This window comes from Blautia caccae, from assembly GCF_040095955.1.
Taxonomy (GTDB): Bacteria; Bacillota; Clostridia; order Lachnospirales; family Lachnospiraceae; genus Blautia; species Blautia celeris.
On the sequence record NZ_JBBMFP010000012.1, the window covers coordinates 46638 to 69402 of the forward strand.

The 22765-nt window shown below is 48.9% G+C and carries 21 protein-coding genes and 1 riboswitch; of the genes, 4 read left to right on the top strand and 17 right to left on the bottom strand.

Annotated features, from left to right (window positions below; genetic code table 11):
• The first annotated feature begins 41 nt into the window (after nucleotides 1-41).
• Both WMO65_RS14310 and WMO65_RS14315 read left to right on the top strand, forming a co-directional pair.
• A complete protein-coding gene (locus tag WMO65_RS14310; RefSeq protein ID WP_033139736.1) occupies nucleotides 42-725 on the top strand; it encodes an ABC transporter ATP-binding protein in 684 nt (227 codons plus the stop codon).
• Nucleotides 722-3391 (top strand): ABC transporter permease, encoded by a 2670-nt coding sequence (locus WMO65_RS14315; protein ID WP_148393452.1) that lies wholly within the window; start codon nucleotides 722-724, stop codon nucleotides 3389-3391. The genes WMO65_RS14310 and WMO65_RS14315 overlap by 4 nt, the downstream gene beginning before the upstream one ends.
• Here WMO65_RS14315 and WMO65_RS14320 read toward each other — a convergent pair.
• The 11 genes from WMO65_RS14320 to WMO65_RS14370 all read right to left on the bottom strand — a co-directional run bounded on the left by WMO65_RS14320 (nucleotide 3388) and on the right by WMO65_RS14370 (nucleotide 13689).
• Complete coding sequence (locus tag WMO65_RS14320) at nucleotides 3388-4584, bottom strand: sensor histidine kinase (protein WP_187370671.1); 1197 nt, start codon at nucleotides 4582-4584, stop codon at nucleotides 3388-3390. The genes WMO65_RS14315 and WMO65_RS14320 overlap by 4 nt on opposite strands.
• Nucleotides 4577-5257 (bottom strand): response regulator transcription factor, encoded by a 681-nt coding sequence (locus WMO65_RS14325; RefSeq protein WP_103731680.1) that lies wholly within the window; start codon nucleotides 5255-5257, stop codon nucleotides 4577-4579. The genes WMO65_RS14320 and WMO65_RS14325 overlap by 8 nt, the downstream gene beginning before the upstream one ends.
• A gap of 15 nt (nucleotides 5258-5272) precedes the next feature.
• Entirely contained in the window at nucleotides 5273-5479 is a 207-nt protein-coding gene (locus WMO65_RS14330) for a helix-turn-helix transcriptional regulator (RefSeq protein WP_054353358.1), read from the bottom strand.
• A 15-nt stretch (nucleotides 5480-5494) separates the two neighbouring features.
• Nucleotides 5495-5812: a DUF6442 family protein gene (locus tag WMO65_RS14335; RefSeq protein WP_148393453.1), complete on the bottom strand. Its 318-nt coding sequence runs from the start codon at nucleotides 5810-5812 to the stop codon at nucleotides 5495-5497.
• A 314-nt stretch (nucleotides 5813-6126) separates the two neighbouring features.
• On the bottom strand, nucleotides 6127-8208 hold the full coding sequence (htpG, locus tag WMO65_RS14340) for a molecular chaperone HtpG (protein ID WP_148393454.1): 2082 nt from the start codon (nucleotides 8206-8208) through the stop codon (nucleotides 6127-6129).
• A gap of 190 nt (nucleotides 8209-8398) precedes the next feature.
• Nucleotides 8399-9049 (bottom strand): class I SAM-dependent methyltransferase, encoded by a 651-nt coding sequence (locus WMO65_RS14345; protein WP_103733168.1) that lies wholly within the window; start codon nucleotides 9047-9049, stop codon nucleotides 8399-8401.
• 53 nt (nucleotides 9050-9102) lie between these two features.
• The gene (locus WMO65_RS14350; RefSeq protein ID WP_148393455.1) at nucleotides 9103-10470 is read right to left on the bottom strand and encodes an aldehyde dehydrogenase; all 1368 of its coding nucleotides are present in this window, start codon (nucleotides 10468-10470) and stop codon (nucleotides 9103-9105) included.
• A 919-nt stretch (nucleotides 10471-11389) separates the two neighbouring features.
• Complete coding sequence (locus WMO65_RS14355; protein WP_033139746.1) at nucleotides 11390-11653, bottom strand: hypothetical protein; 264 nt, start codon at nucleotides 11651-11653, stop codon at nucleotides 11390-11392.
• On the bottom strand, nucleotides 11650-12438 hold the full coding sequence (locus WMO65_RS14360) for an HAD family hydrolase (RefSeq protein ID WP_148393456.1): 789 nt from the start codon (nucleotides 12436-12438) through the stop codon (nucleotides 11650-11652). The genes WMO65_RS14355 and WMO65_RS14360 overlap by 4 nt, the downstream gene beginning before the upstream one ends.
• Nucleotides 12416-13099, bottom strand: a complete 684-nt coding sequence (locus WMO65_RS14365) for an HAD family hydrolase (protein WP_033139748.1) — start codon at nucleotides 13097-13099, stop codon at nucleotides 12416-12418. Before WMO65_RS14365 ends, WMO65_RS14360 begins: the two co-directional genes overlap by 23 nt.
• The gene (locus WMO65_RS14370) at nucleotides 13096-13689 is read right to left on the bottom strand and encodes a Maf family protein (protein WP_033139749.1); all 594 of its coding nucleotides are present in this window, start codon (nucleotides 13687-13689) and stop codon (nucleotides 13096-13098) included. The genes WMO65_RS14365 and WMO65_RS14370 overlap by 4 nt, the downstream gene beginning before the upstream one ends.
• A gap of 250 nt (nucleotides 13690-13939) precedes the next feature.
• On the opposite strand from WMO65_RS14370, the gene WMO65_RS14375 reads away from it, so the two are divergent.
• Nucleotides 13940-14743 carry a Cof-type HAD-IIB family hydrolase gene (locus WMO65_RS14375; RefSeq protein ID WP_187370672.1) on the top strand — a complete coding sequence of 268 codons (804 nt, stop codon included), beginning with the start codon at nucleotides 13940-13942 and terminating at the stop codon, nucleotides 14741-14743.
• Nucleotides 14744-14860: 117 nt separating this feature from the next.
• Nucleotides 14861-15382 (top strand): hypothetical protein, encoded by a 522-nt coding sequence (locus tag WMO65_RS14380; protein WP_033139751.1) that lies wholly within the window; start codon nucleotides 14861-14863, stop codon nucleotides 15380-15382.
• Nucleotides 15383-15438: 56 nt separating this feature from the next.
• On the opposite strand, the gene WMO65_RS14385 is transcribed toward WMO65_RS14380, so the two are convergent.
• The 6 genes from WMO65_RS14385 to WMO65_RS14410 form a co-directional block, all read right to left on the bottom strand.
• Entirely contained in the window at nucleotides 15439-16191 is a 753-nt protein-coding gene (locus WMO65_RS14385; RefSeq protein ID WP_103732301.1) for an ABC transporter ATP-binding protein, read from the bottom strand.
• A gap of 23 nt (nucleotides 16192-16214) precedes the next feature.
• Nucleotides 16215-17228 (bottom strand): ABC transporter substrate-binding protein, encoded by a 1014-nt coding sequence (locus WMO65_RS14390; protein WP_148393458.1) that lies wholly within the window; start codon nucleotides 17226-17228, stop codon nucleotides 16215-16217.
• Between the two features lie 25 nt (nucleotides 17229-17253).
• The gene (locus tag WMO65_RS14395) at nucleotides 17254-18018 is read right to left on the bottom strand and encodes an ABC transporter permease (RefSeq protein ID WP_054352884.1); all 765 of its coding nucleotides are present in this window, start codon (nucleotides 18016-18018) and stop codon (nucleotides 17254-17256) included.
• Nucleotides 17987-18283 (bottom strand): thiamine-binding protein, encoded by a 297-nt coding sequence (locus WMO65_RS14400; protein WP_148393459.1) that lies wholly within the window; start codon nucleotides 18281-18283, stop codon nucleotides 17987-17989. Before WMO65_RS14400 ends, WMO65_RS14395 begins: the two co-directional genes overlap by 32 nt.
• A 122-nt stretch (nucleotides 18284-18405) precedes the next feature.
• A riboswitch (TPP riboswitch) is annotated at nucleotides 18406-18518 on the bottom strand.
• Nucleotides 18519-18556: 38 nt separating this feature from the next.
• Nucleotides 18557-19861, bottom strand: coding sequence for an ABC transporter substrate-binding protein (locus WMO65_RS14405; RefSeq protein WP_225305340.1), 1305 nt, complete (start codon nucleotides 19859-19861; stop codon nucleotides 18557-18559).
• A complete protein-coding gene (locus WMO65_RS14410) occupies nucleotides 19845-22763 on the bottom strand; it encodes a hybrid sensor histidine kinase/response regulator (protein WP_148393460.1) in 2919 nt (972 codons plus the stop codon). The genes WMO65_RS14405 and WMO65_RS14410 overlap by 17 nt, the downstream gene beginning before the upstream one ends.
• Nucleotides 22764-22765: the final 2 nt, after the last annotated feature.

Consider the following 22765-nt stretch of genomic DNA (forward strand, 5'->3'; position numbering starts at 1 on the left):
TCCCCTGCTATACTGTGTTTCCATAAGGAGGATACACAACTATGGAAATACTGTCTTGTAAAAATCTTACGAAAATTTACGGCGCAGGGCCAAACGCGGTCACTGCCCTGGATCATGTCACTCTCTCCGTGGAAAGCGGAGAATTCGTAGCCATTGTAGGCGCTTCCGGTTCCGGAAAATCCACGCTTCTGCATCTTCTGGGAGGCGTGGACCGCCCTACAAAAGGCGAGATCCGTATTGAGGACACAGACATTTCCACCCTGAATGAGGAGGCACTCGCCGCCTTCAGGCGCCGGAAAGTCGGTCTGATCTATCAGTTTTATAATCTGATTCCCACTCTCACCATCCGGAAAAATATACTTCTGCCTGTTCTTCTGGACGGACGCAGGCCTGACCGGGAAAGATTTGACCAGATCGTCACGACTCTGGGTCTTACCGACCGGCTGGAACACCTTCCCGGGGAACTCTCCGGGGGACAGCAGCAGCGGGCTGCCATTGCCAGAAGCCTGATCTGCCGCCCTGCCATTTTGCTGGCAGATGAACCCACCGGCAACTTAGACCGGAAAAATTCCCGGGAGACCATGGATCTTCTGAAGCTGTCACACCGCAGGTTCGGACAGACCGTTCTTCTGATCACACACGATGAAAAGCTGGCACTGGAGGCTGACCGAATCCTGACCATGGAGGACGGCAGGGTAATCAAAGACCAGGTGAACCCATCATGAAGATTCTGAGAGAATATACCCTGGATTTTATCCGTCAGAACAAGCGCACAAGCTGTGCCATTATGATTGCCCTTTATCTGACCAGCACCTTCCTGGCCTCCCTCTGCGGCTTTTTGGAGACCATGTGGAAGGACACCATCACCCTCACCGTGTACAAATCCGGTGACTGGCACGGGGAACTGTTCGGGGAGACCTTCGGCCGGGATCTGCCTCTGATCAGGGATTACTCCACGGTGGAATCCCTGTTGATAAAAGGCGAATTTATCACGGCGAAGATCGAGGACCCCAGAAGAGAATATCTGTCCTTCCGCTGTGCCAATGCCCCATACTGGGAGCATATGTCTGATAAAAATGAGCTGACCGAAGGCCGCATTCCCAGAGCGTCCGATGAGATTGTCATCTCAAAACAGTATTTTGAGAACAATCCCCAGCTCAAAGTCGGGGATAGAATAACGCTTCCCATCGGGAATCGGGTAAAGGACGGTACGGTTCTGGAAGCCACAGAGCCGCTTCGCAGCGGGGAGAGTTTTTTCCAAAAAGGGGAACGCACCTTTACGATCGTGGGCATACTGGATGTCACAACAGCGTCCACGGTCCCTATGTATTATGCTATGGGTTATATGGAGGAGGAAGAGATAAAACCGGAGGAGTCCGTCACAGTCTATCTGCGCTTTCATTCCATACACGACACCTACAGGGACCTTCCCAAGATAGCGGAACTGATCGGATGGGAAACAGATGAATACGGAAATTATAACCTGAAATACAATGCCGACTATCTGTCACAGCACTTTGTGTTTCCCAAAGGACAGCTTAGTTTTGACAGTGCCATGCAGATGCTGGCCTATCCCCTGATGTATCTGTTTCTGGCAGCACTGGTTGTGGGCCTTTTTATCCTCATCATACACAACGCCTTTTCCCTGTCCGCCAATTCCCGGATCACCCAGTTGGGAGTTCTGGCAAGCATCGGCGCCTCGCCCCGTCAGATTCGGCGGTCGGTCATCTGGGAGGGCCTGCTCCTCATGCTTCTGCCTCTGCCGGCCGGCCTTGCTACCGGATGGTTTCTGGACAGCCGGCTGATCCGGTATATTAACTCCATTAACAACTCCGCACGCCAGGAGGGGATGAAGGTAATTTTCTCCTACGGGCTTTTGAGCATACTGCCCGCTGTGCTCCTCACCTTCCTGACGGTCTGGTTTTCAGCCGGAATACCCGCCAAACGGATCGCACGCCTCACGCCTATAGAAGCTATACGGCAGGGTGGTATGGGAAATATAAAAAAGACACGTTCCAGGCATCTTCTGTCCCGGTTCTTCGGTATTGAGGGGGAGATGGCATCCAGTGCGCTTTCCGCCCGGAAGAGATCCTACCGGACAGCCACGATTTCCCTGACTCTGTCTTTCCTTCTGCTGGCCTGCTTCTGGCATCTGAATGCCTTAAGGAGCGCCCAAACGGACGCAGCCGTCCAAAAGGATGAGGCTTCAAAAGCCCATATTGAATATTACCTGGATAACGGGCAGGCTCCGGAACAGGAGATACTCTATGACTTAAAAAAGCTTCCCCATGTAAAGGACGCTGTCTTTTATTCTTCCTTAAAATCCGCCCTGTGGATGACCGCAGACATGGAGTCCGAGGAACTAAAGCGCGCAGGAGGCATGGAAGCTGTAACAGATGCAGGAAAATATTATCCCATCAAAAGAGACGGGCAGTACCGGATCCAAAGTTACATTATGGGACTGGATGATGCGTCTTTCCGTGCATACTGCTCTCTGCTTGGCATTGACTCGGCACCTTATCTTGACACTGCGGACCCACGTGCTATTGTGTACAACCGGACTGCTGACAAGATAAACGGAAAGCCCTCCCACACAGAGGACATAGATTTTCTGAAACTTCAGGAAGGAGATACCCTGACCTTATCCGATAAGATCCTGGATGAGGAGGAGGGCGAATCCACTTTCCGTATAAAAGCCGGACATATTACAGACAAAACGCCCCTTCCCGGCGTAGAATTTCCGGGATATACCCTGATCCAGTTTGTGCCCATGAGCTCCATGGATGCCCTGGCTGAAAACTGCAGGGAAAAACGGCGGCTTGGTTCCTATCACGCCATTGGCCTTTTCTACGCTGACAGCAAAAAACATATTGAGGGAATCCGTAAGAATATGGAAGAGTTCAGTGACAAGTATTATGGTTCCGGTGACTATTATATCTCCGACATTCTGGAGGAAGAGAAGCTTGACCGGGATGCCAATAAGATGTACAGTGCTGTTATCTTCTTCATTTCCGGCCTGATGGCTGTCATTGGCCTGTCCAATGTGTGGGCAACGGTATCCGGGACCTTAAAAAGCCGCAGAAGGGAGCTTTCCACCCTGCGCTCCGTAGGGCTTTCCCCGCGGGCCCTGTCCCGTATCCTGTCACTGGAGGCTTTGCTTTTCGGTCTGACACCGATTCTTGTAAGCCTTCCCGTGCAGGTGCTCTTTGTAGCCTTCTTCCTGAACGTATCCGGGCTTCCTGTCAGCATCTATCTGGCGCACGCGCCGTTTTTAAAGATTCTTGCTTACACGGTCCTGCTGCTGGCTGTCATGCTGGGCACATACGCTCTGGGCAGCAGAAAATTACTGAAGGAAAATATCATCGACGCGCTGAAGGATGAGACGTTCTAACGGGAATCTGTATAGAACCGCACAGTAAAGCAGGCGCCTCCGTCCTGCCCGTTGTCCGCCCGCAAAGTCCCGTTCTGGCGCTCGATCAGGGATTTTGACAGCGCAAGGCCAATGCCGATGCTGTCCCTGCCGGCGTTTTTCCCCCGGTAGAACCGCTGGAAAAGATGGGGGATATCCTCCTCATCAAATCCCGGGCCGTTATCTGCCACCAGAATCTCTGTATAGAGGGGGTTCTGGTGGTATTTTATTGTGATGCTCCCGCCCTCTCTTGCGTGCTCACTGCAGTTCTTAATCAGATTGGACAGAGCTTCGGCTGTCCAGTGTCTGTCCCCCTTAAAACAGGCCTGTATCTGCTGTGGAATGCTGAGCGTCTGTTCCCGCGCTCTGATCTTCGGCTCCAGCGGCTCACAGGCTTCAATGATGACGGACGCAGCATCCAGGTTTTCCTGCTCCAGTTCCAGTGTTCCCGCATCCAGTCTGGACAGGGTGAGAAGGCTGGCAACCAGATACTCCATCCGAAAAATCTGATCCTCCAGCCGGTCCAGATACACCTTTGTCCCCTGTATCTCCCCTTCCTGCTGCAGAAGCTGTACCATCAGGGACATGGAGGTAATAGGTATCTTTAACTGGTGGGCAATATCCGCCAGATTATCCGCCAGGTTCTGCCGCTCCTGACAGGCCTCTTCCTTAGTCCTGCGAAGTTCCCGGACAGTCTTATATATCTCATCCTCCAGTATGGAAAATTCATCTTCCCTGCGGGACAACACGGTCTCACGGCCCTGGTTTACATCCTCCAGATATGCGGTGAGCTCCTCAATACGCTGCCCTTTCCCCTTCTCCGACCTTTTATACCAGCATAACCAGACTGCGAAGATTCCCAGAAAGCACAGACAGGAAATCCCCAGATACACCGGAAGCAGACCTCTTCTGTAATAAGCAGCCGTGTATCCGTATCTGTCCAGCCACTCCCTGCCCTCCCGGGATACGGAGGCGGTACTGCTTTCCTTTAATATAGCCGTCACTTTGCCGGCAAGCTCCGGCTCCTCCTTTATAGTGCAGGACATGATCTGTTCCACAGTCTTTCTCTGCATACCGGAGGAAACCGCCGCGAAGACCGTTCCAAGAAGCAGTCCCAGGCAGACTGCCGCGGCCAGCACTGCCGGTACGGTTCTCTTTTTTTCTCTTCTATCCATTCTCCCCTGTCTCCTCCATCCGATAGCCAATCCCCCGAAGGGTCTGAATCTGTTTTGGGTTATTCATTTTCTCCCGAAGGCGTTTCATGGTGACCGTAAGGGTATTGTCATTGACAAAATTTCCATCCGCATCCCACAGAAGTTCCAGCAGACGGTTCCTGGTGATCGCCTGGTTTTTATTTTCCATAAGCACACGCAGCAGGCGCAGCTCACCGGCTGTGAGAACCACTTCCTCTGTCCCCAGATAAGCTTTCATCTTCTCCGTATCCATGGAAATATCACCACAGGTAAGTTTTCCCTTCTCCGCTGCCCTGGTGCTCCTTCTTAAGACAGCCCGAACTCTGGATAAGAGAACAGACAGCAGAAACGGCTTCACAATATAGTCATCCGCTCCCATATCCAGCCCTTTCACAATATCCTTCTCGTCATCGCGCACAGTCAGGAAGATCACAGGAAGAGTTTCATCAAAGGCCTTAACCTGACTGCAGAAAGCAAATCCGCTGCCATCCGGCAGGTTCAGGTCCAGAAGCACTAACTCCACTCTTCCGTCCAGACAGGCTTCTGCCTCCTTTAATGTCCTGCACCAGACCGTGGTGCTTCCCTCCTTCTCCATTGCGCACCGGATTCCGAAGGCAATGGTCTCATCATCCTCAAGCAGTAATATATGGGGCATGGTTTTTCTCCTTTATCAAAAATAAAACAAATCCTCGAATTTCTTATCAAGTGCAATACATAATATCAGCGCTAGCTTTGCTGTTGGGTTAAACTGTCCCGTCTCAATGGAGCTGATGGTGTTTCTGGATACCCCCACCATCTCTGCCAGTTGGTTCTGGGACAGCTTTTTCTCTGTCCTGGCTTCCTTTAAACGGTTTCTTAAAATCAGATTCTCTTCCATCCGCACACCTGTTTTCTATATAATTTCACTGATATAGCCGATAAACAGTGCCGCCCCGGTGAGCAGGGAAAGAATACCTAAAAACAACTCTCCTTTTTTATGCAGCTTCACCCCATTATACAGACGGGAGATCCCCATACCCGCAAAAAAGATGCAGTACACGTCACTCCATGGCTGTCCTGCCACGATCTTTGTGATCATCAGCGCCAGTGATACCAGAAGAATGACCATGAGTGCCAAAGTAAACCCTTTCTGGGAGACCTGCAGCTCCCACTCATCCATAGACCCTTTTCTGCTCTTCTGTACTCTCTCCAGAACTTCTTCTTTCTCCATAAGGATACCTTCCTCTCTCTGCCAAGTTTTCTTGTCACTCTCAGTATATCATGCCAAGTTTTCTTGTCAATACTTTTTGCCAAGTTTTCTTTGCATCCTTTCAGGTATCGCGAGGCTGCCTGCCGAGAGTTTCTGATTCCCGCATAAAAGTGCAGTCATCTGCGGCCCTCTTCCAATGGAACAAAGAGTCTGGCTTGCCGGACTCTCGCGCCGAAGCACGGCCGTTTGCGGCCCTTTTCCAGTGCAAAAAAATACAGACGGAAAAGAATACTCTCTCTTCCGTCTGCACTGTCTGTTAAATTGCTGCGATTCTTTTATTTGGCAAGCATCATCATGATCTCATTGCTGCGTGCCACAAATTTTGTCATCTCCTCCGGAGTGAGCTGTCTGTGGCTCAGCACAGCCAGGTCATAGAGCTGCTCGCAGATGACTTTTGTATTGTCTGTGTCCCCGTTCTCCAGAACATACTGTACCAGCTTGTTGTTGGCATTCAGTATCAGTGTCTCCTGTCCGCCGAACATGGACGGGTCCATGCCGTACATATTATACATCTTCATCATTTCCTGCATACGGCGGCTTTCCTCTGAAACGGTCATCATGGAAGAAACGTTCTCATTTTTCAGTTTCTCCACCTTGACTGTCAGGTTCTCTTTATTCAGCACTTTCTTGAACAGCTCGGAGAGTGTCTTTGTCTCCTCCTCAAGTGCTGCCGCGTCCTCCTCTTTTACGGATTCATTTATATCCGCATCAATGCGCAGGAATCTTACATTCTCCTTAAGCTGCTCTACATGGGAGATAAACGGAGAGTCAATATTGTGCTTCATGATAACAGCATCCTGACCCTGTTCCCTGAACATATTAATATACTGGCTCTGCTGTACCTCGTCGGTCACATAGTAAACATTGGTCTTCTCAGGCTCTTTTTCCTCTTCGTCTTTCTTGTCTCCCTCAGCGCCTTCTTCTTTTGTCTCCTCAACCGTGGTCTCTTCTGCCTCTTTTGCATCTTCCGGTTTTTCATTCTCTTTGATGCAGTCTTCCAGAGTCAGATATTTGCCGTCAATATTCTTGTACAGGATGTAGTCCATCATTCTTTCAGAGAACTTGGTGTCTTTTAAACAGCCGAATTTGATGAAGGGGCTGATATCATCCCAGTATTTCTCATAGTTTTCTCTGTCTGTCTTGCACATGCCGGACAGTTTGTCAGCCACTTTTTTGCTGATATAATCAGAGATTTTCTTTACAAATCCGTCATTCTGCAGCGCACTTCTGGATACGTTCAGAGGCAGATCCGGGCAGTCGATGACACCCTTTAACAGCATCAGAAACTCAGGAATGACTTCTTTGATATTATCCGCAATGAATACCTGGTTGTTGTACAGTTTGATGGTTCCCTCAATGGATTCGTACTCCATATTGATCTTCGGGAAGTACAGGATACCTTTCAGATTGAAGGGGTAATCCATATTCAGGTGGATCCAGAACAGCGGCTCCTTGTAATCCATGAATACTTTCCTGTAGAAGTCCTTATACTCCTCATCGGTGCACTCATTGGGATGTTTTGTCCAAAGCGGATGGGTATCACTGAGAGATACCGGGCGCTTATTGATCTTAACTTTATCCCGGGCAGGAGATATCTCAACGATCTGTTTCTCGCCGTTCTCGTTTTCCTTCTCCTCTGTCTTGGCTTCCTCGTGGATGTGCTCTACCACCACATCGTCATCTCTCAAATCAGCCTCGTCGATGGTCTCATATTCCTGCTCTGCGTTGGCTTTTGACAGGAAAATTTCAACAGGCATGAAGGAACAGTATTTTTCAATGATTTCCCTTGCACGGTATTCATTGGCAAACTCCAGAGCGTCCTCATTGAGGAACAGGGTGATCTCTGTACCGACTTTGGTACGGTTTCCCTCACCGATCTCATATTCCGTGCCGCCGTCACATTCCCAGTGTACCGGTACGGCATCTTCCTTGTAGGAAAGTGTATCGATATGAACCTCGTCCGCTACCATGAAAGCGGAGTAGAATCCCAGACCGAAATGTCCGATGATCTGGTCTTCGTTTGTCTTGTCCTTATATTTCTCCAGGAACTCTGTTGCACCGGAAAATGCGATCTGAGTGATGTATTCTTCCACCTCGTCAGCAGTCATACCAAGACCGGTATCAATGAACTTCAGTGTCTTCTCTTCCGGATTCACGATCACTTCAATCTTGTTCTTATGTCCTTCCGGGAATGTATACTCACCCATAACCTCTAGTTTTTTCAGTTTGGTGATGGCATCACATCCGTTGGAAATCATCTCACGGAAAAAAATGTCATGGTCAGAATACAACCATTTCTTGATAATCGGAAAAATATTGTCGCTATTAATTGATAAGGTACCACGCTTGTTAGCCATGATATGCATCTCCTTTGCCTTTTCTGTGTGATTTTATTTTTTATTGCAAAAAACCTTACTCCGGTTTTCTGCTGCTAAAAATAATATTAATACCAGGGGGAAGAAAAGTCAAGAGAAAATTAGCACTCAATCTAATTGAGTGCTAACAAATTTTTATTAAGATTATAAACAAATTATAAATTCAGATTCTTTAATCCCTGTTATCTATTTTCTGTGCCACAATAAATATATTCGGCGGATTTCTGTGCAGGTTTACGATTTCCAGCACAAGGAATCCCTTTTTCTGTATTTTTCTCATAAGACCGATCGGTGTGTCAAAAGCCACATAGGGCATCAGATGCAGCTTGCTTTTCAAAAATTTTTTCACGGAATCCTTTGAAAAATTCCTGCCCAGGCAGTCTGTGGCAGAGATAAACACGCCGCCCGGCTTGAGAAGAGACCATATTTTTTCCAGGACTTCATCCCTGTCTGAGAGGTATAACAGCACATTGAACGCGGTGACCACATCAAAGCTTTCCGGTTCACCGCTGAAATTCATCAGGTCCGTATGACAAAAGGTAATGTTCCGGCACTCTTCCTGTGCTGCCTTCTGCACTGCTTTTTCCATCATCTCCTCTGAGGTATCAATCGCCACGATCTCCTTCACCTTCTGCGAGATGGGAATGGTGGTGTTGCCCGTGCCGCATCCGAAATCCAGGACCTTTGCCTCCTCATTCAGATACGGCAGTGTACGTTTCACTGTCTTTTTATATGCTTTTTTATAGACCTTCCATACCTGGTCATCGTAAACTCTGGACCTCCTGTTCCAGAAATATTCATTGTCTGATGGTCTTTTTGACATCTTATGTTTCCCCTTTCTGAAATTACTGCGGACTGCTGCCGCTGTATGAAACCTTATAAAAATCTGCGGAGCAGCCACTCTTTCCCCTCCGTGTAAGGCTGATAACGGATGGGCAGATCGATACGGTCTGACTTCTTCACCACGCTTTTTTTATGGCTGAAAGTATCAAAGCTTTCTCTTCCGTGATAGCTTCCCATGCCGCTGCCGCCCACACCGCCGAAGCCCATATGCGGAGTAGCCAGATGAATGATGGTATCATTGATACAGCCTCCGCCAAAGGAGAGATTCCCAAGAACCTTCCGTTCGGTCTTCTTATCTCTGGTAAAAAGGTAGAGGGCCAATGGCTTTTCCCTCTCTTTTACAAACTGAAGCGCTTCCTGTATCTCTTTAAACGTCAGTACAGGAAGCACAGGACCGAAGATCTCTTCCTGCATGACCGGCGATTTTTCCGTGATGCCTGTCAGTACCGTAGGCGCGATCTGCAGTCGTTTTTCATCCCCATAACCGCCGATCTCAGCCTTTTCATCTCTCAGAAGCCCCATGACCCTATGGTAATGTTTCTCATTAATCATACGGGGATAATCCGGGTTTTTCAAAGGCGCCTCACCGAACATCTCCCTGATATAATGTCTGACATATACCAGAAATTCTTCTTTGGCCCCTTCCTGCACGAGCAGATAATCCGGTGCCACACAGGTCTGTCCGCTGTTCAAATATTTACCGAAAACCAGTCTTTTCGCCGCCATCTTCAGATTAGCTGTCCTGTCCACAATACAGGGGCTTTTGCCGCCCAGTTCCAAGGTCACCGGTGTCAGATAACGGGCCGCCTTTTCCATCACCAGCCTGCCCACTGTCACGCCTCCGGTGAAAAAAATATAATCAAACCGCTGCTCCAAAAGCTCCTGGTTCTCCGCCCGTCCGCCTTCCACCACACACACAAACTCCGGCGGAAATGCCTGGCGGATCATCTTCGCGATCACAGCCGATACATGCCCCGAGTAAGCAGAAGGTTTCAAAATGCAGCAGTTCCCGGCAGCAATGGCCCCGATCAGAGGATCCAGACAGAGCATAAAAGGATAATTCCACGGTGCCATGACCAGTACCACACCATAAGGCTCATGCGTCACAAAACTCCTTGCCGGAAACTGTGCCAGTGGTGTGTGGACAGTCTTATCCTTCATCCACGATTTCAGGTGTCGCTTCACAAAAGACAGCTCACTTAAAACCATCCCCACCTCTGTCATATAAGACTCAAAAGAAGACTTATGCAGATCCTGATACAGCGCATGCCGGATTTCCCCTTCATGCTTCTTTATACTCTTCTCCAGCCGTTCAAGTGCCCGGATTCTGAAAGCCAAAGTCAGGGTACATCCCTTATCGAAAAATTTTCTCTGACACTGCACCAGTTTATCTATTTCCATATTCATTCCTCTTTTCTGCACTTTTTCCTTATTGTAATACATTTTTTCGAAAAGAACAAGGTATGCCGGCGTTACAGCCTTTCGGTTTCATAGCAGCAAAAGCAACGGTTCGGCTTGTCTTTACTGTTACGGAACATTAAGGAATGCCTATAATTTAAGATGTTAAATTGAAATAATAGGTAAAGCAGAAAGAAAATTTAGCCAGGAACTTAAGAGATACCTATAATTTTAAAATCTTGGATTGAAATATAGGTAAAGCAGGGAGAAAAATTGGTCAGAAACTTAAGAAATACCTATAATTTTAAAATCTCGGATTGAAATATAGGTAAAGCAGGAAGAAAAATTGGTCAGGAACTTAAGAAATACCAATAATTTTAAAATCTCGGATTGAAATATAGGTAAAGCAGGAAGAAAAATTGGTCAGGAACTTAAGAAATACCTATAATTTTAAAATCTTGGATTGAAATATAGGTAAAGCAGGAAGAAAAATTGGTCAGAAACTTAAGAAATACCTATAATTCTAAAAGGTTAGAGTTGTATAGTAGGTAAAGCAGGAAAAGAATCTGATCAGAATCTCCAGAAATACCTATAATTCTAAGATATTGGAACGGAATAGCAGATAATCTTTCATAGGCCAAGCCAGACTCACTGGAAATGTCGGGACTTTCTGGATTTTTTGCACTTTCTCAAATGGCACGGAAAAATCGTGTAGGAAAAGAAGGTGGTCTTTCTTATATTTTACCAGCCAGTTGAATAGGATTTTTTCTTTTGCAGCAGAAGAGGCCGAAAAAAGGCACAATATCCCATCATACCTTTTTTCGGCCACACCCATCTGCATTACATTTCTATGCCACTTCAGCCGGCATTCATTTAATCACTTTCGCCGGCACGCAGTCCTCAATTTTCTGCCCCGATTCTATCAGCCTTCCACGATCAAATACTGACCGTTCGGAAGCACAAAAACCTCACTTGCCTCCTCAATCTCGTCCAGTGACATTCCATCCACATCCATCCCGTTTTCCTCAAAATAATCCCGGACTTCCTCAATAGAGTCCACTACAACTGCCATGCAGTCCTCCAGGAAGGCTTCCGCCTCCTCCACAGTCTCCGCCACCGGCTCGGCAAAAAGCTGCCCCTGATTCTGTAAAAATGTGAGTAAGCATTCATCGCTGAATTCGTTCATTCTGCATATCCTCCTTTAATAATTATTTTATTTAAAACGGTTTCCACCCGTTTTGTTTCTGCTCTACACGCCTTTTTCACTGCATCCTTCGCGTCGCCTGCTGCATAACTGTACTTTACCTTTGACAGCATCTCCAGGTCGTTATAGTTGTCGCCAAAGGCTGCGCACTCCTCCGGCTTTATCTGCAGGCTCTGCTGCAGAATCTGCATGGCGTTTCCTTTATCCGCGCCTTTCGGCATCATATCCAGCCAGGCGAATCCGGAGGTGACAACTGTGGCCCGCTCCCCGAATTTTTCTTTCCAGTAGGGGTAGATATTCTCCACGCCCGCCTCCTCATACACCGATATCTTCAGGTATGGCTCCTCTATACGAAAAATATCATCCATCAGAGTCACATCATTTTTTACAAAATTGGCGATATGGTCATAAAAAGAGGGCTTCTTTGGCTGGATGTAGCATGTACTCTCACCGGAGACCAGTGCCTCCGCGCTTTCCTTCTCCAGTATGCTTTCCAGTATCTCATCTCCTAATGTCCTGTCAAACACATCTTTATGTAGGACTCTGCCCTGATAGACCACAAGTGCGCCATTTTCACAAATATATGCAATATCATCCTTCACAGGTTCAAACAGTCTTCGCAGATTGGGGTACTGCCTGCCGCTGGCTGCCGCAAATAAAATGCCCATTTCGGATAATTTTTTGATCATTGCAACCGCTTCCCGGGAGATTTCCCTTGTTCCCTGCAGAAGCGTCCCGTCCAAATCACTGGCAATGAGTTTCAGCATGGTTTCTCTCCTTTGCAAATGCCAGTACCTCGTCCGGTCTGTCCACTATTTTTTTCGCCTCATGCTCCTCAAGCTCTCTTCTCGGGCGAAATCCCCATGTAACGCCTACGGTAAACATACCCGCTGCCTTTCCGGTATCCATATCCGTGTTGGTATCCCCCAGATACAGACATTCCTCCGGAGTGACGCCAAGCCTGTCTGCAATGGCCAGCGCCCCCACAGGCGAAGGCTTTCTCGGCACTTGGGCGGTCTGGCCCTGCACTTCATCGAACAGGCCCTCTCCGAAAATCTTCTTCACAACATCCACTGCTGCGTGATGAGGCTTATTGGAAAATACAGCGATCCGTATTCCCTCCTCCTTCAGTCCCCGAAGCAGTTCCGGAATACCCTCAAAGGGCTTTACATGGTAAAAGGGGTCCTCCTCGAACCATTTCCTGTAAAGCACTCTCGCCTCCTCATAATCCACCTTGTCAGTGCCTTTGGAGGCTTTTAAGATCCGTTTTACCAGTTCATCGGCTCCGTCCCCTGCATAATAATTATACTCCTGAATCGGCTGTTCGGGAAGCCCATAATGGCGAAGAAGCCTGTTTCCCACAACACCGATGGATTCCACTGTGTCCGCGATCGTTCCGTCCAAATCAAATATACATGCCCGAATCATGAATGCCACTCCTTTATGTCTATTCCCATCTGTTTTAATTCCTGATAGAGCCTTGCCAGGGGAAGTCCGACCACATTGCTGTAATCACCATCTATCTTCTCCACAAAGACTGCGGATTTTCCCTGAATCCCATAGGCGCCCGCCTTGTCCATAGGCTCCCCGGTCCTCACATAGGCGTCAATCTCCTCCCCGGTCATGGGATAAAAGACAACCTCTGTCTTCTCATAAAAGCTCTTCTGCGTTACCGTGCCGCCCTGCCGTAACAGAAGGGTCACGCCTGTGTATACCTGATGGGTATTGCCCTGGAGACGTAAAAGCATATCCCGGGCCATGGCTGCGTCCGCCGGTTTTCCCAGAATGGAATCCTGAAATGCCACCACAGTGTCTGCTCCGATCACCAGCACATCCCCGGATGTCCTCTCAAAAACTTCACTTCCCTTACAGCGGGACAGTTCCTGTACTACTTCCCGGGGAACACTGGACGTCATAATTTCCTCCGCATTGCTCGGGCAGACTTCAAAGACAGCCCCAATCTGCTCCAGCAGTTCCCTGCGTCTGGGAGAAGCACTGGCTAATATTATTTTTCTCATTTATGCTCCCTGCCTCCTATTCATGCTTTTTTAAGTATAGCGTCTCTCACTCTTCCATGCAATATAATTTTTTGCCAAATTTTTCATCTGTGTTTTACAAAATCTGATATTATTTTACCAGAATCCCGTTGGAATATTCAGCCGGATATTTCCCGTCCCGCGCAGGAACTTATGTTCCCTTGGAAAAACAGAAAATATGGGATATAATAAACACCAGGTAACCCCTCAACAAAGAATAAAGGAGTGCTCTATGAAAATACTTTTTACTGATCTGGACGGCACACTGCTCAACGACGAAAAACAGATTCCAGAAGAAAATTCCATTGCTGTAAAGCGTACTCTTCAGAACGGAAATGCTGTGGTGCTCTGCACGGGCCGCTCCTATTTTTCCGCCAAAAAGTTTGTGGACAGACTTGGACTGAACCGGGAAGGATGCTATGCCATTCTCTACAACGGAGGCATGATTTACGACTGCTGCAGCGGGGAGATTCTCTATCAGAACACCATGCCTCTGTCCTATGTAAAATACATTTTTGACCAGGCCGCCCGCTTTGACCTCTACTGCCAGACCTATGAGGGAGATTATGTGGTCACCCCTGAGGACCGGCCGGAAGCGGCTCAGTACCACTGGTCTTCCCAGATGGAGGTACGGGTGGACCCGGACCTTCTGGAGCATCTGAAGGAGGAGCCTGTGAAGGTGCTGACCTCCTGTCTGGACGACAGAAAAAAGCATGAGGCATACCGTGACGCTATGCTTCCGTGGGCCAAAGGAAAGGTTTCCATCTTTTTCTCCAGTGAATATTATCTGGAACATGTGATGGAGGGTGTTTCAAAAGGCGCTGCCATCCGCTGGCTCTGCCGGTATCTGCATGTGCCCATAGAGCAGACCATAGGCGCAGGGGACGCGGAAAACGACCTGTCCATGCTGGATGCCGCAGGCTTTGCCGTGTGCATGAAAAACGGCACCCCGGAGGCAAAAAAACACGCGGATTATATTACCCGGCGTGACAACAACCAGGGCGGTGTGGCGGAAATCATTGAAAAATTCATGTAAAACAACACTTTTTAGCAAATTTCATGTAAAATTTATGAATTAGGTCTTCCAATATTCTGTTAAAAAGTATTATAATGGTAATACTAAAAATAGTCATTTGAAAGGAAAGGGATTAATATGGGTAGCTTTGGAAAAAAATTATTGGGGTTCAGTGTAATCGGTGCGGCTGCCGGTGCAGCTTTTTATTATTTGAAAAAACAAAAAGAAGAAGATCCTGATCTGGAAGAAGATTTCGCCGACTTTCAGGACAATGTAAAAGAAACGGCTGCATCTGCCAAAAATGTGGCGAGCAAGCTCAAAGAAAAAGTGGAAAAAACGGTTGAGGAAACGGTAAATAAAGTAAAAGAACACACAGATGATATTCTGGATGATCTGGATGATGAGGACATCTTCGAGGATGACGACATGGATCTGGATGATATCAAAGAGGATGTCAAAGAGGCGGCCAAGGATGTTAAGGAAGATTTAGAAGACGCTGCCGGAACTGCCAAGGAATGCGCTGCGGAAACAGCCGAAAACGTGAAGGAAGCCGTGGAAAAAAGTGTGGAACAGGTATCTGAGGACCTGAAGGCAAGAATGGAAAACGCAAAAAAAGCCATGGAGAACACCACCGCTGAATCTTCAGACAAAACAGAATAATATACAGAACCCGGGGCGGCTGTACAAGCCGTATCCCGGGTCTTTTTTTATATCCTTTATGACTCCTGGCTGCCATTCAGCTTCTCCAGTATCTGCCTTTTATAACTCAGAAATTCATCTGTCAGATTGAAATCACTGCGCCTTGGGCGCGGTTCCTGTATGCATATCTCCTCTGTGATCCGTCCCGGTCTTCCTGTGAGCAGATAAATCCTGTCCGACAATAAAATAGCCTCATCCATGTCATGGGTGATAAAGATCGTGGACAGATGGATCTGCTCCATCACCTGCAGATACCACCTGTGCATGGCACTCTTGGTCAATGTATCAAGAGCTGAAAAGGGCTCATCCAAAAGGGCCAGTTTCCGTGAAAACAGGTACGTCCTTAAAAGGGCAGCCCTCTGGCGCATCCCCCCTGAGAGCTGGGCCGGATACTTTTTCTGGGTCCCTTCCAGTCCGAATTCCTGAAAATAAGGCTGTACTTTTTCCCTAGCAGCCTTTTTCTTCTCCCCTTTTATGAGAAGGGGAAGAGCCACATTGTCCTCTATGGTGCGGTACGGGAGAAGCATGTCCTTCTGCAGCATATAGCTGACATTTCCGGGACAACCCGTGATCTCCCGGCCATCCAGATATACATGCCCGGTCTCCGGCTTTTCCAGACCGGATATCACATTGAAAAGTGTTGTCTTGCCGCCGCCGCTGACACCTAAAAGGCTGACCAGCTCCTGGTCATGGAGTTCTATGCTGATATCCTCCAGGATCTTCACTCCGTCAAAGGATTTGCTCACATTTGAAACCTTTAATTCCGCCATATCTCCTCCTCCGAAAACTGCCTTTATTCCGGCAGATAGTCATTGGAAAATCCGGCATTTTCCGGAAGCTCTGCCTCTGACAAACCGTTTTCATTCAGCCAGCCGTAAAAGGCATTCCATCTGGCAGGGTCAATATATCCCCACTGCTTTACATCCGCTTTATACTGGTCCTTTAAATACTCCTGACTGGCTTTTACCAGTTCCTCATCCAGCTCCGGGGAAGCTTCCAGAAGAATAGATGCTGCTTCGTCCGGGTCTGCAATGGCATCCTCATAACCCTGCTTCAAAGCCTGGAGAAAAGCCTTTGCCGTATCTGGCTTCTCTTCCAGAAAATCATTGTTTGCTATCACAACCGGTGTATAGTAATCAAATACAGGATTGATATCCTTAAAGGCAAAGTAATCCGTCTCCAGATCTGCTACCTCTGTGGCAACTCCTGCCCACGCATAGAAAATCCAGATGGCATCCACGGATTTTGATTTCAGCGCGGAGACCTCGTCTGTGACCGTACTTGGGATCAGTTCCACTTTAGAGAAATCCCCGCCGTCTTTTTCCACCACATTCTGCATCATGGCTTTCTCAATGGGGGCATCCCAGGTGGCGTATTTCTTTCCTTCCAGACCTTTGGGGCGCTCCATCCCCTCCCCTTTTCTGGAGATAATGCCGGATGTATTGTGCTGGATCAGGGCTGCTACCGCTGTATTTGGCAGTGCGTTGTCACCTGCCACACCCGGTGCCATGCTGTCCTGGAAAGAGACACCAAACTGGGCTTTTCCCGATGCCACAAGAGCGTCCGCGCCGTCCTCCGGTGGCTGTACAATCTCTACATCCAGTCCCTCCTTCTCAAAATATCCCTTCTCTTTCGCCACGTAAAGACCTGTATGGTTTGTATTGGGGGTCCAGTCCAGCACGAAAGTGATCTTCTCCAAATCTTCGGACCCGCTGTCCTTCTTCCCGCCGTCACTGCTGCTGCCGCACGCCGCCACAGATGTGAGCATACAGGCTGTCAGGACAGCCGCCAGAATCTTCTTTTTCATCCTCCATTGTCCTCTCTGTTCTGTCTTATTTTGCCCGTTCCCAGGGCATGCTTTTTTTCTGCAGAATATCCACCAGCTTCATGAGAAGAAGGCTGATAATGGATATGAGAAAAATAACTGCAAACATTTTGTCAAAGGCAAACGCCTTTTTCACACGTGTCATATACACACCGAGGCCGGAAAAACCGCCCAGCCACTCAGAGATAACCGCTCCCACCACGGAGTAGGAGGCAGATATGCGCAGGCTTGCATAAAACCGGCCCATGGCCCCCGGCATCTTGATATATCGGAAGATCTGAAGCCTGCCGGCCCCCATGCTTCGTAAAAGGTTCATCATATCCTTGTCTGCGGAGCGGAATCCTTCCAAAAGCCCAATGGTGATAGGGAAAAAGGTCACGATCACGATCAGAATGACCTTTGGCAGCATCTCATATCCGAACCACAGCACCAAAAGAGGCGCGATGGCTACGGTAGGCACGGTCTGTGTAATAACGATCAGCGGATAAAACGCCTTGTAAAGCTTGTCAAAGCGGTCCATAAGAACTGCCATGACAAACCCGAAAACCACACCGCAGAAAAGCCCTGCAGCCGCCTCCAAAAGCGTCACCCTAGAATTCTCCATGAGCAGGGGAAATTCACTGATAAACGCCCTCACCACCTGTACCGGCGAGGGCAGCATATACCCCGGGACCAGGCCTGCCATGGAGACAGCCTGCCAGATGACCAGAATGGCGGCCAGGGCTGCAGATGCCCATAGCTTACTGGTGGTGCTTTGTAACTTTTTTCTCAATGGTCAGCACATCTCCTTCTGGCTTATAGGACACTTTAATATAGGCCGCAACAGAAGGTGCGCCTGCACGGACAGCGATGTGCTGGCATTCTTTTACAATATCCATAAGTTCATCATAGTCACCCTCAATGGCTGTCTCAAAAGGCCCTACATAATAGTTCAGCCCCGTACTCTTAATATAGTCAATGACCTCATCGACTATACGGATCAGTTCCTCGTCATTTGCTGTCTCCGGCAGTGTCTGGATTGCTACGCTTGCGTTCATTTTCTTTTCCTCCTTAGAAATTTATCATCGTTTTCTGCCGGGGAATCTGTGCAAAAGAAAAAGCCCCCGACAGGTTTTACCCGAACAGGAGCTGTTTTTCAGAACAAATGCGCACCGGTCTATGGTGCCTCTCTTATGCTCCCTACGCCGGCATTACCCGGATCAGGTTAAGGGTGAAAAACGATTACGGTTTTACTCTCAGCCGGACTTCTCTCCAGCTCCCCTGTTGTCTTCTCAAGTTTACTTCATTGTAAATTGATTGTCAAGTCAATCTCATATATCTTTATCGCCGTACAGCGCAATTTCCTCTTTCTGTCTCTCATCATACTCCCTGCACACGGTCTCTACGTCCGCCCCCTCACAGAGCTCTACGCAGAGTTCCTTGATGGTATTCCAGGTATTAAACGGGAGCGTGAAATCCTGATTGGGAATCTGGCCTCCGGATGCCAGACAGGATACAAACTTCTCAGCCTGGGGCAGCGTGGTGGCCTCATTTCCGCGTGCTGAGGATACCTTCCCCAGCTCCCCTGCAAATGCATTGAGCGTATCTGTGGTACACAGGTTTTCCAGGATGGCAAGCGCCTCGCCAAGATGCTCTGTATTGGGATTGACAGCCAGCCTCTGGTCCGCACCCACAACACAGACGGGACCTTCCTTCAGCACCGGCAGCGCGGTCATCTCGGCTGCAAACGGGTAGTCCCTGGCAAACGCTGCCGCGCGGCAGAGAGAACTGATAAACGCGCATTTTCCCTCAGCGAAAAAGGCGGCCTCCTCGTCACTGCCCGGCAGTGTCTCCAAGGAGCGTTCCACATCCAGATATTCCCTGTCGATCATGGTCTGCAGAAAAGCAAAGCCGTCCCGCATATAGGTACTGACAGGCGTTTCCCCCTTTGCAAGAGCGGCAGTAAGCGCCTCACTCTCAGGATTCTGATACAGCGGCCCCAGTCCCGCACACATGGCAGGAACACTCAGTCCAAAATCCTTATTGGCCCCGTAGGGAAGGATGCCGTTCTGCTTTAATACATCACAGACGTTCCAGAACTCGTCCAGTGTCTCCGGAATCTCCAGCTGATACTGATGGAGCATATCCACATTCCAGATCAGGCCAAAACCGGTATAGGACAGAGGGACAGAAAACACCTTCCCCTTATATGTACTCTGCCGGAGGGCATCCTCAGAAAGGCTGCTGATACAGTCAAGACCGGATAAATCATAGATAAAACCTTTCTGGTCAAACTCCAGCACATCCTCCGCCGGTATGATATACAGGTCATCCGCCTGTCCGCTTTCCATGCGCTTCAGCAGAAGTTCCCGGTAAGAAAGCCCTTCCTCTGCATAGAAATCCGCGAAATCACTGTACAGGATAATATTGCCCTTTGTTTTTGGATTGATCACATCAGAACAGCACTTATTTATAATCTCTGATATGTTTTCCCCCTGGGTAAAGAGGGTGATCACAACATCCGGCTCATTTTTATCAATGTATACTTCCGGCTCTTCCTTCTCTCCGGAACAGCCGCTGCATAAAAGCATACATGCAAGTGCCGCTGCCGTTAACCTTCTATATCTTCTCTTCATTTTTTCCATCCCCGCTTTCCTTATCCGCATATATCCGGATGACTTCAAAAAGCCTTGCTATATCGATCGGTTTGGATATATGGGCATCCATTCCGGCATTTTTACATTTTAAAACATCCTCCTCAAAGGCATCGGCAGTCATGGCTATAATGGGAATATGTTCCGCACTGTTCTTCTGGAGCGCCCGGATCTCTCCCGTGGCTGTAAAGCCGTCCATCACAGGCATATGGATATCCATAAAGATCATATCATAATATCCCGGCCCGGTCTGCTCCACTTTCCTGACAGCCTGCAGACCGTCCTCCACGCTGTCCACCAAAATACCGCTGTCCCGCAGCAGTTCCTCCACAATTTCCCGGTTCAGTTCATTATCCTCAGCCATCAGAACATGCAGGCCTTCAAACCGTCCGCGGGTTTCACTGTCCATGATCTCCTGTACTTTTGCGGAAGACCCCATGATATAATAACGCAGCTTCTGCACCAGTTCAGAGCGGAAAACAGGCTTTGTCAAAAATCCATTGATTCCCGCTTCCAGGGCTTCCTGCTCCACTTCCTCCCAATTGTAGGCAGACAACAGAATGATCGGGATATCACTGCCGAGATCCGCCCGGATACGGCGGGCAGTCTCCACCCCGTCCATCTCCGGCATCTTCCAGTCCAAAATCACCGCAAAGTAATCCCGGCCCATCCGGCGGGCCCTGTTGGCGGCTTTTACAGCCTCCCCGCCGCTCAGTGCCCAATCCACATGCACCCCGGCTTCCTCAAGCATGAGCTGAATGCCCTCGCAGGTATCCGGGCTGTCATCCACCACAAGCACTGTATGTCCCGCCAGCACGCCGGTCTCCTGTTTGTCAGGTTCCATAAGCACCATGGGCAGAACCACCGTAAACTTTGACCCTGCACCGAGCGTACTTTCCACATGGATCGTACCGCTCATCACATCCACAATGTTTTTTGTGATGGCCATTCCCAGGCCGGTGCCTGTCACCTTGCTCAGACGGTTATCCTCTGCCCGCTCAAAAGGATTGAAGATACGTTTTACAAAGTCAGGTTCCATTCCGATGCCGTTGTCTTCCACCTGGAATACAATATCGATCATCCGGTCATCCCGCTTTTTTTCCTGGAGCCGGATCGTGATCTCTCCGCCCTGCGGCGTGTATTTCACAGCGTTTGATAAGAGGTTCAGAAGGATCTTCTGAATATGCAAAGCATCCCCGATCACGGTATCATAGTCCAGGACAGACGATTTTACATGCATGGTGTGGCCTTTTTTTGTCATTTCCGGCTTAATGAGGAGCAGAACATTGGAGATCAGCTCCGGCAGGTTCACAGGCTCCTTTTTCAGGCTGAATTTACCGCTCTCGATACGCGACATATCCAGCACCTCATTGATGAGGGCAAGCAGATGATCAGATGCCGTGGATATTTTTTCCAGGCTGTCCTTAACCTTATCCGGGTTATTCAGATTGGCCCGCGCAATGGCTGTCATGCCGATGATGCCGTTCATTGGCGTACGGATATCATGTGACATGGAGGAAAAAAAGGCGTTTCTGGCCCGGTTGTTCTCCTGTGCCTGCCGCAGGGCATCCGCAAGGTCATCCCGCATATGGTGCTCGCCTGTGGTATCATGCAGGACAGCCAGGTACTGCCCGTTATCCGCGGGAAGAAGATGCACCTCTGTCCAGCGCTGCAGTTCATTGTCTGTGCCTGTCTTATACTCCTTTCGCATCTTCTTCACCAGACTGCCGTTAAAGAAGGAAATGCGGTCCCTGTCATCCCCCGGCATCCCACAGTGGTCAAAGAGGATTTCCGGCCTGGACATGACCTGCCCCGGTTCCACATCAAACAGCATCCTGACATTGTCGGAAACCATTTCCACGCTTCTGTCCGCAGGGTTGTAGACAAGGAAAGCAAAATCTATGTTGGAAGAAATGTTCTGGAAAAGCCGTTCCCGGTAAATCCTTCCCTGTTCACGCCCCTTCATGGATTCGCGGCTGAGCAGCAGTCCTGTGATCAGGATCAGCGCCACTGCCAGCTCTGTAAATGTGACGGCCACCATCTTGATGATCTCAGATGACTCTTGCTGCAGAACGCGTTTGGGCAGGATGGAAATGAGATACCAGTTATAAGAATCCCTCATGGGCAGAAAGCATAAAATGCCGCTCTCCCCCTGAAATTCCAGGCTGATGGTTCCCGCCTCTTTCTTCCTCATAAGGTCCTGCAGGGTACTCAGCATCTTTTCCCCGTTGTTGTGCTGCGCCAGAAAACCGTAGATGTCATCTGTCTTTGAACCTGTGCTTTCAATCACCCAGGAACCGCTGTCGCCATCCACCACATAAGCGTACCCGGATCCCCCGCTGAAAGTAAAAAGGGCAGGGTCATTGTATTTGGAAAGTGTCTTGTCAGCGTAAAGAGCTCCCACCTGTCTGCCACCCGCACAGACAGGGGCCTGGAAGGTGATCTGAGGCCGTCCGCTGCTCCCCACGTAGGCATCCGAATACCCGGATTTTCCCCGGGACAGCGCTGTTTCCTCAAAGGGAAAAGACGCAGTATCCACCGGTTCCGCGCTGCTGTCAATACCGGTTCCATCCAGCCCCACATAATAAAACCGGTAGAAATCCGAAGACTCCGCGTAGTTGGCAAGTGTCTCAAAAGACGCCGCATCCCCACCGCTTAAAGCAAACAGATTGGCATTGGATATGACCTGCTGCTCATCATTGTCCAATTCACTGTTGATACTGCTTTGGATCATACGTGTGGAATTCATCAGCGTCTCATTGGATCCCTGGTTCATCTTGGCATTGATACGGTCCAGAAAGGAGAGCATAAAGACAACAGTAAACGCAAGCAGAAGGATGACACTGATCAGGATCGCAACAGACCGTTTCTTATATTTCTTCATAC